The sequence below is a fragment of the Litoribacterium kuwaitense genome (assembly GCF_011058155.1).
Classification (GTDB): domain Bacteria; phylum Bacillota; class Bacilli; order Bacillales; family DSM-28697; genus Litoribacterium; species Litoribacterium kuwaitense.
In genome coordinates, this window is record NZ_JAALFC010000066.1 from 1 (window position 1) to 9872 (window position 9872).

Annotated in this window: 6 protein-coding genes and 2 pseudogenes; 5 read left to right on the plus strand and 3 right to left on the minus strand. The window is 40.0% G+C overall.

Features of this window, described 5'->3' with window-relative positions:
* Nucleotides 1-783 precede the first annotated feature (783 nt).
* A pseudogene (locus G4V62_RS18230) lies at nucleotides 784-1386 on the minus strand (ATP-binding protein); the annotation flags it as partial.
* Between the two features lie 218 nt (nucleotides 1387-1604).
* On the opposite strand from G4V62_RS18230, the pseudogene G4V62_RS18235 reads away from it, so the two are divergent.
* Nucleotides 1605-1935: pseudogene (locus tag G4V62_RS18235) on the plus strand (transposase); the annotation flags it as partial.
* Here G4V62_RS18235 and G4V62_RS20945 read toward each other — a convergent pair.
* Nucleotides 1899-2060, minus strand: coding sequence for a cysteine-rich KTR domain-containing protein (locus tag G4V62_RS20945; RefSeq protein ID WP_376768330.1), 162 nt, complete (start codon nucleotides 2058-2060; stop codon nucleotides 1899-1901). The pseudogene G4V62_RS18235 and the gene G4V62_RS20945 sit on opposite strands and share 37 nt — an antisense overlap.
* Before the next feature lie 118 nt (nucleotides 2061-2178).
* On the minus strand, nucleotides 2179-2718 hold the full coding sequence (locus G4V62_RS18245; protein ID WP_165204968.1) for a hypothetical protein: 540 nt from the start codon (nucleotides 2716-2718) through the stop codon (nucleotides 2179-2181).
* A gap of 178 nt (nucleotides 2719-2896) precedes the next feature.
* Between G4V62_RS18245 and G4V62_RS18250 the strand changes: the two genes are divergently transcribed.
* From G4V62_RS18250 to G4V62_RS18265, 4 genes are all read left to right on the plus strand, one after another.
* Nucleotides 2897-3238 (plus strand): TetR/AcrR family transcriptional regulator, encoded by a 342-nt coding sequence (locus G4V62_RS18250; RefSeq protein ID WP_312855543.1) that lies wholly within the window; start codon nucleotides 2897-2899, stop codon nucleotides 3236-3238.
* 472 nt (nucleotides 3239-3710) lie between these two features.
* A complete protein-coding gene (locus G4V62_RS20720; RefSeq protein WP_165204972.1) occupies nucleotides 3711-4724 on the plus strand; it encodes a helix-turn-helix domain-containing protein in 1014 nt (337 codons plus the stop codon).
* A gap of 139 nt (nucleotides 4725-4863) precedes the next feature.
* Nucleotides 4864-5016: a hypothetical protein gene (locus G4V62_RS18260; protein WP_165204974.1), complete on the plus strand. Its 153-nt coding sequence runs from the start codon at nucleotides 4864-4866 to the stop codon at nucleotides 5014-5016.
* An 8-nt stretch (nucleotides 5017-5024) separates the two neighbouring features.
* A partial coding sequence (locus G4V62_RS18265; protein ID WP_212508840.1) for a phosphodiester glycosidase family protein occupies nucleotides 5025-9872 on the plus strand: 4848 nt, incomplete at its 3' end.

Sequence of the window (9872 nt, forward strand, 5' to 3'; positions counted from 1 at the left end):
CTCCTGCATCACTCGGTTACGTTTAGCATCAAAGGTGATTCCTATCGCATGGAAGAGAAGAAAAAGGCCGGGGTATTTCCTCTGCCTTCAGCTCCAGAAACAGCAAAGTGAGGAATTTTAGTCCGGCGTTTTTGGGGATTTTTAACCCGATATTGACAAATATTCTTTGGTTTTTCAAATGTGTATTTTGGAATACTATATAGAACAGAAGTTCCTGAGCATAATCAAGGGAGATTCTTCGGTTTTTTAAACTCATTTATGGTTATTTCTATACCATTAGGAACAATCATGAATGGAATACTTTTGGAATACTATGAACCTTCACACTTAATATTTTATCTAGGTGTAATAACATTTGTAGTATCACTTTCTTCTGCAGCTTACTTTAAAAAGAAATTAGCGTGACATTCAATATTGTGTCTGTCGATAAATTTAAGCCCATTCATGATTATAATGTAGCACCGGTCAATAAACTAGATAAGGTCGAACTGATTTTTCAGCCAATAACCTATACTCAATATGCAAGTGTATCAATTCACGATTGAAAAGTTCGGGAAAGCAGTTACAATGTGGCTTGTAAGGTACACAATTGTGACACCCTTTAGGAAATGTGGAGGTGTAACATGTCTCTAAGTATTGGGGAAGCTGCCATAACCAAAGCAAAAAGCGCAGGTGATAACAAATGATAAAAAAGGTGCTAACAGCCCCGTTTGTATTTGGCAACTAAAAAATTAAAAAATGCGATATTCGGAAATTAAAAATGATGCGCTTGCCAATGGATGCTCATTTCGATTCATTCATCATCAATGAGTCTTTGTGACGAAAACTATCACGGTTGAATACAACTAGGTGAGAGTGGTGAATCAGCCGGTCGACAAACGCTTCTGTCAGGATCGGATCACCAAAAATGTGATTCCACTGCCCAAAATGAAGATTTGTCGTGACAATGACACTGCGTCTCTCATAACACAGGTTCAGAACTTTGAAGAGGAGTTCTGCCCCCTGTTTGTGTAGTGGCACATAGCCCAGCTCATCCAAAATCAAAAGGTCCAAGTCTTCAATTTGCTTATACATTTTTCCTAAGGTGCCTTTTTCATTGGCATCTAATAAAACATTCACTAGCTGGGCTACAGTATAGAAGCGCACTTTCTTACCTTGATGCCGTATGGCATGCCAACCTGCTGTTGCTGCCAGAAGCGTCTTCCCAGCCCCTACCTTGCCATAAAAAATCAGGTTCTCCTTTCTATCTATGAATCCTCCCCCAAGGATTTCATCTCTAGTCATGGAACCGTTCATGTGGATTCCATGCCACTCCATTTGTTTGCCAAATATATCTGGCAGGCACGATTTATTGATTAGAATATTTATTTTTCTCTTAAATTTTTGAATTTTTAATTATAAACATATATAATTAAAGTGATCGCCAAGAATTTTGAGTTAATAACCTTTATGCGTTCTCTTGTAGGTCTTTTTAAAAACTAAATATTTATTGACTACATACATTAAAGTTGAAAGATAATGATGATAGTCCAATAAATGAACGCGTTAAATTGGGAGGAAATCATGTATAATGTGAACCAATAATTTAACGGGAGTTGTCCACCATGAGAAAATCATATGATCATGAATTTAAAATTCAAGCCGTTCAAATGGTGAAACAGGATGGTAAGAAGATTGCAGAAGTTGCTCGAGAATTAGATTTAGCTGAACAAACCCTTCACAACTGGGTCAAAAAATATGACAAGAATCAGGAAGCTGCATTTGTCGGCAGTGGGAATCCTAGTCCTGAAAACAAAAATGAACGTGAACTTGAAAAACGCATACGTGACTGGAAAATGCCATTTTAAAAAAGGCTATGGGCATCTTCGCAAAAGACCGGAAGAAACCTATGACTTCATCTATAAGCACCGACACGAATTCCGTGGGGTGAAGATGTTTTTTAATTCTGTGTCTTTACGCATTTTACTTCTTGTTTTGTTTTTACAAATAGGACACAAAATCCATTGATACTTACCCATAAAAACCACCTCTTTTAGTATATAAAATAAAAGTTTCATCATATATGTATCCAAGTGCAAAAGGAAACGGAACTATAAATTATTCAATATAAATTGAAATAGCAATGATTCTCATAAGAATGGATTTCGTTATCAGATATAATACCCCTTGCTCAACACCTCAATCCTCATTTTGATAATGATTAACACTAAAGCTATATAGTACTTTAATCAAAAAAAGCATGCTAACAATCATCATAAAACTCTCCATTCCAAGTATAGGAATACCAGCTATTCCAGTGCACAATAAAAACCCTCCCACAAAAATTTGATTGTCTTTCTTTAAGAAAATAATGATAAAAGAACATATAATAGTGTAAATCCAAACGAGAATAGCACTCCAAATGGAAGTACCTAGTAAAATTGCAACAAGTATTAAATGGAAATGAATAGATATGAATATTAATTGTTTCTTTTTATTATTTGCGTAATACTCACTTGTAGACTTAGTAAAATTAGCTATACATCCCGAAAAAATATCAAATATAAATAGAAATGCTACTATAGTCCTCCATAGTGAAATGTCATAATAAATGCTAGGGTCATAAATAAATAATAATGTAGTAAGTATGATTCCAAAGAGTAAAATACCTATCAGTTGAATCACACTTTGTCTCTTACCAAAAACCTCATGAAAAATACTTGGAATTTTAATAATCATTTTTCTGTCCCCCTTTTTTTGTAGTTATTATACAATTTAACTATACAACTATATATAAATAATTTCAAGAGGAAATGTAGTAAAATATTGAATCACTCTAAAACTTCATTTATAATTACCATGAGGTGACATATAGTATGGATGGATTTGAAAGAAGAAAAGAAAAAAAATAAAACAGATATTCTCAGCTTCATTTGAATTAGTTATGAAGCATGGATTTGATAAAGTGAGAGTCGATGAAATTGCTCGTAAAGCTCGTGTTTCTCCTGCTACAATTTACAATTATTTTGGCACCAAGGAAGAGCTGTATCAACAAACGTTTAACAATTGGATAGATTCAAAACTAAGAGAATATGAAGTGGTATTAAATTCAAAGATTCCTTTTAATGAAAAGATTAAAGACCTAATGAATCATGAAATAAAAAACATTAGAATTTTGACAGACCTGGGCCAGGAACACCCAGAATCAGTTCATTATTTTCTTCATAATTTAGAAGGAAAATTTGAGTCTTTTATGTAAAGTTAATACAACAGGGAAAAAGAGATGGATATATTTCCTCCCTATATTCTGAACAGCTTCTAAAGAAGTACTTTAAATTATTCTTTCGTGAGATAAACGAGGCAATCTACACCAAAAATGACAACAATAATAACGAAGAAATAGAACAAATTTTACAGCTATTTTCCACGGATTATCCTCTAACGATAAGTAATGAAATGAACACATCACCACTTAATCAATGCTCATACCTACTGAAACGAATCAAGGAAGGAACCACTGATCTATTTTTGTGCTGTTTTCGAATCCTTCTCTGAAAATAGACGAGCCCTCATCATTTATAAAAACGTTGAAGGTCTACATTATTGTTGTAAAAGGAATTAATTATAATCCGGTGTGAATTTCATGTTAAAAAAATGTAAAGGTTAAAACTGAAACGATTTGATAAGTTATGATGGTTTTGAATTACTAGAATTGGAAGGGAGTACCGGAAGTGTTATATGTTTTAATCGCTGATCCCTGCTCATTCACGAGACAGCACATTCGGAACAGTATTACAGAGTGGGGGTATCATGTGATCGGTGAAGCAGCTTCAAGGCAAGAAGCGAAACAATTGATTTATGAGAAGGGTTGGCCAAACGTTGTGATCACCGACATTATGTATCCTGAGCTAGAGGGGTTGTCTCTAGTCAATGACATTTATAAAAGAAAGCTTCCAATGGCGACCATCGTTATCGGGGAAAGTCAAAAACCACAATATATTCGTCAAGCGATGCGGACCGGTGCAATCGATTATTTATTTAAACCACTTTGTTTTCAAGAAATGTATGATGCTTTAGCGCAAACGATGGATGTCATTCAAAGGTTCCAAAATCATCGTCAGCTCCATCATATTCATCAATTTTTTGAACAGTTATGGGATCGTTCACCTCATGAAATTCTGAAAGAACAATCTAGGTTGCTTTCAGAAATCTTTTATTTACAAGAGAAATGTAAAGGTGAAAAGCAAGGAATGTTATACATATTTAGCGCAAAATGGGAGCAAGCATATTGCAAGGAGAATATTCCTGTCATGAGGCAGTCAGCGTGTATGTCTCATCGAGAAGATACGGTCATTCACTTTCGAAGGCTCGCTGAGCAGTGGATTAAGCATGCATCCGGAAGGAATAAAAGAGATACATCTCTAATCATTGAACAAGTTTGTGATTATGTGCACAAAAATCACTATCAAACGCTGACACTTTCTGAAGTATGTCAACAATTTAATATGAGTGCTTCATATTTAAGTAAACGGTTTAAGGAGCAAACGAATTGCACATTTATCCAATATGTCAATCGTGTCAGAATTGAAAAAGCGAAGGAGTTTCTTTTTCAATCTGATCTATTCATAAATGAGATTGCGCAAAAATGTGGATTTCCGACAATTCAGTATTTTAATAGGGCCTTTAAAAAGAAGTACAGTGCACTCCGAAAGAGTACCGACAAAAGTATGGAAGATAAATTTTAAAGATTTTGTAAAGAGGAGATTTGGTTCAGAAGTTGTAATTTAGGTTAACAAATTGTTTCTTTCTTTTTAGTAGACTAAGTGAGGTAGTGCTTATTTTACGGTTTGCAGGCTAAAAATCAAAAAGGGGAGGATCAAACATATGAATCATGTCACAAGGAAAAAAGCAACGATGTATTTTTTAACCGTCGTCATGCTTCTCTCTGTTTTTTTCCATCAACTAACGGTGTTAGGGCAGAGGCACCAACAGAGTCAGAATTTGGACAATTGCTTGACGAGCGGACGATGGAGCTAAGCCCTGAAGTGACTTATACATGGAAGGACTTAGAGATCGATCGTGGACTAGAAAAAATTCATACGGTAGAGTTCAACTTACAGAATGAAAATTTAGAGTTGCAGCCCGCCATGTCAAATGGCAAAGTACTAGGGATGCAGCCTTTATCATCTATGGCAAAGCTCGTCGATGAACCAGAAAATCGCGTGATTGCTGGGATAAACGGAGATTTTTATAATATGTCTAATGGTGAGCCACTCGGCTTCTTCATGGGAAACGGTAAAATATTAACCAGTCCTAATTCCCGTGTCGCTTTTGGACTAAAGGGTGATGGTCGCACAGTCTATGGAAAGCCGGCGCCATTGAAGCGTTTTTTAACCGTCGGTGACCAAGAAGTGCAAATCTCGCATATTAATCGAAGCCGCAATGATCATGAACTTATTTTATATACTGAAGATTATGATGTATCGACGCAAACAAACGATTTAGGGAACGAAGTGGTGGCGGAGATTTTAGAAGGTGACGTCAAGCCAGGTCAAACCGTAAAGCTTCGTGTTCTCGAAATGCACGAAAATAAAGGGAACACGTCTTTAGAAGAAGGACAAGTCGTCATTTCTGCCACGGGGGATTTCAAAGAAGAACTCGCTTCTTTACAGCCTGGCAGTGAACTCACAGCAACTTTTGAATTTGCGGATGAGTCTTGGGAGGGCGTTGAACTGGCGATCGGCGGTAATCAGCGGCTTATCGAAGATGGAAAGATCGTACAAACCGACGATACAGCAGTGCACCCAAGAACAGCGATCGGCACGAAAGCAGATGGTTCCATCGTTATGCTTGAAGTCGATGGGCGGCAGCCAGGATTTAGTGAAGGTGTAAACTATGAAGAGCTCGCTCGTATTTTACTAGATATGGGCGTCGTAAATGCAATCAACGTTGATGGCGGTGGCTCAGCGACGTTGATTACAAGATTACCAGGGCAAACAGAAGCAAAAGTAATGAATTCGCCAGCCGATGGCGGAGAACGAAGTACGGCGAATGGTCTACTTTTGGTCAATAAAGCACCAGAAGGCGGGCCTGCCGCAAAACTAGCCATCTCACCTGTTCAAGAGAGAGTGCTGACGGGTTCATCCGTTTCGTTTCAGGCAGCAGGCGTAGACGAGTATGGTCATCCTGCCTCTATTGATGGTAGTCCTGCATGGACTATAGACTCGCGGTACGGCATGGTTGATGACAATGGTGTTTTTACAGCGAGCGAACTTACGGGTGACGCAGTGGTTACTGCTTCCCATGATGACATTCGTGGTAGTGCCGAAGTGGAAGTTGTCGATCAGTTAACAGAACTCGTCTTCCCAGTGGAGAACGCGACATTCCAAGCGGACCAAAGCGAAAAACTATCAGTCACCGCTTTAAGAAATGGTCAAGTCATTCAAGCCGACAATGAATCTTTCGAATGGCAAGTTGAAGGCCCCATTGGTTCAATTAATGACGATGGCGTCTTCACAGCAGCAGATGGAACTGGTTTAAAAGGAAAAATTACAGTATCGTATGGCGATGTCGAAGCGTCAATGGATGTGAATGTTGGGAAACAACCAGTCGTGCTGGAGGACTTTGAGAATGGGCTGGATCGATATAAAAAAGAATCTGGCGCGCGATATGTTAAAAGCATTGCCAGCATCGAAACCGATGAAGAATATGTGCGTTCTGGTAATGGCGCATTAAAGCTTGAGTATGATTTCACAGGTAAGGTCGGAACGTCAGGTTCTTACCTACAAGTGAAAGAACCCAGTCAAAATATCGAGATTCCGGATTATCCTGAAAAAATAAGTATGTGGGTATACGGGGATGGCAACAAGCATTGGCTTCGTGCGCAACTGAAAGATGCAAATGGAGGAGCTGTGCCAATTAACTTTGTCCCTTCAGAACCTGGGATTGACTTTGTTGGCTGGCGTTATATGGAGGCAACCGTACCTCAAGGACGTCCTACACCTCTTTCTATGGATATGCCGGTCCGTTACATGGAAACAAAGAATGATAATAAAAATGCTGGTGCGATCTATGTCGATAATATTCGGGCGCTGTATGGTCCAACAACCGAAGACTTTACTCCCCCAGTGATTAAAGATATTTCACCAGCGGAGTCGAGTGTCGTGACAGACAATCAGCCTAAAATTGAGGCTTTTGGAGAAGCTGCGGATTACGATCCAGAAGAGCATCCGGCAAGTACGTTAATCGATCCAGATAAAATTCGTCTGTATGTCGATGACGTCCTTGTGAATCATGCGTTGTATCCGCCAACTGGGCGAATCAATTATACACCTAACGCTCCGCTAGCAGACGGAACGCATAAAGTTCAGCTGAAAATTAGGGATTTAACGGGAAATCGTGCAGAAAAAGAGTGGTTTTTTGACGTAAATACCGGCGCTTCTAAAATCACGTACGATCACCCAGACGAAGTATATGTTGGGAATACATCAGCGGTAGATATTAAAGCGGTGAAACCGTCCAAAATATCAGAGGGGTATATTGAGTTTCAACTCGATACAAACAAGGCTGAAAACATTCATGTCGTGCCAAATGAAAATCTTTCCGCTGCACAATTAGATGCAACCATTGATGAAGAGAGAGGCATTGTTCGCATCGATTTTAACGAGCTTGGCGAAGCCGGCTTAGGTGCTGAAGATACTTTGGCGCACTTACGTTATCAAGTAAAAACAGACGCGAATGGAGACATGAAAGTGAACTTCGTTTCCGGAGCCTTTCAGCTTGAGGAAACAGGTGAAGTGGAATACAGCTTTTACGGGCAACCAGTGACAGCGCCAATTCAGCATCATCTCAATTTGGCTTGGGATGAAAAAGGCGTAGCCGAAGGAAGTACGACAACCTTCACAGTCGAAGATGAACATGGTGATCCAGTTGAGGGAGCCTCCATTCAATTGACTGATGGAACAGACCTTGGCACGACAGACGAAGAAGGCATTTTAAAAACAGACGAATTGACTCAGTCTGTTGCGGAATATGAGCTGCAAGCAGTAAAAGAGACGATGTACAGTCCTATCGAAACATTCGTCGTTTCTGAGCTGACAGGCTCAGAAATCCCATATAATGTAAGTGTCACGATGTGGGAAGACACGGAAACAACGAAGGCGTTTAATTGGCATACTCATCCAGGTGTCGACGAAACCGTCGTTGAGGTTGTTGAGAGTGATGCGTTTACAGATTTCAATGCGGATCAAGTGATGCGTTTTGAAGGAAGAAGCTCGTTATTTAATACGTATGACACTGGAACGGTCCGCGTTCACAAGGCAGAGGCTGAAGGGTTGAAGCCAGGAACGGAATATACCTACCGTGTTGGTGACGGAAAAGACTATGTTAGTGAGCAGGGCACGTTTGTCACTGCGGCGGGCACGAATGTAGGTACAAAATTTCTCTTTATGGGCGATTCCCAAGCGAGTAATGAAAAGGGATTTGCACTTTGGGGCAACATTTTTGAAAAAGCTTTAGATGAGCACCCTGATACCGAATTTGTTGTTCATGGTGGCGATTTAGTCGAAGACGGCTATAAAGAAAATGAATGGAACATGTGGTTTGACGCAGCAAAAGAAGAACTATCGGCGACAACAATCGTTCCCGTTGTCGGTAATCATGAAGTGACCGGAACAAGACATACTGAAGATTATCTGGCCCACTTCAATCACCCGCAAAATGGAATTGATAGTTTGAAAGGGAGTCATTTTTCTTTCGACTATAACAATGCCCATGTTGTAGTGCTGAACAGTGAATATGACTTTGAAGAGCAAAAAGAATGGCTGCGAAATGATCTGGCAAACAACGATAAAGAGTGGACATTTGTCGCTTTCCATCGCGGTCCATACGGAAGTATGTATGATTCTGCGCATATTCGCGACGCTTGGACACCCATTTTTGACGAATTTGAGGTCGACGTTGTGATGAATGGTCATGATCATGTCTACGTAAGAACTTGGCCGATGAAAGATAGGGAAATCGCTGAAGATGGAGAAGGAACGATCTATTTGGTCGGCGGTTCCACAGGGCCGAAGTTTTATCAAGTTGTCGAACGTGATTGGCAGCATGTCACGGATGGCGAAAGAGAACAGATGTATGTGGCTGCTGATATCATCGACGATAAAGTAGAGTTTGAAGTAAAAACCATTAATGATCGCGTCGTTGATCGATTTACGCTCGTTAAAGGCGAGGGAACAGGTGAAGAAAGTCCTATTGAAGGTGACCCAGGTGAAGGTGATCCAGGCGAAGGTGATCCAGGTGAGGGTGACCCAGGCGAATGCGACCCGGGCGAAGGTGATCCAGGTGAGTGCGACCCAGGCGAAGGAAAAGAAGATGATGATTCGAAAGAAGACGACGATGAATCCGATAATAAAGACCGAGATAAAGATGATGATAAGGAAAAAGATAAGGAAAAAGATAATAAGGATAAAGACAAGTCCGACCGTTCCGAGTCTAAGTCTGAAACACTTCAAAATGTTGAGCCGAAGAACGGACGGCTGGTCGTAGAGCCAACAGTGTCTGAGGATAACAAAGAAGCAGTCGTTGAACTTTCTCCAAAACAGCTGGAGGCTCTTAAAAAGCAGGCGAAATCCAATACTCAAGGAGTAAAACAGGTTGAGGTAGAGCTAAAGTCAACTAATGACGCGAAGGGATATGCTTTGAAGGTGTCTAGCGGTCTATTTGCAAATGAGAAAGATGACGAAACTGTCCACCTGCAAGTGGTCACTCCGTTAGGAAGCGTAAAAATGCCAGCGGATGTGCTAGGAAAGAATGTGAAGGCAAAAGCTGACGTTGAGCTTCACTTTAAACGGACTGCTGGTCAAGGGTTTGTGTTCAACGTTGAAGTAGACGGA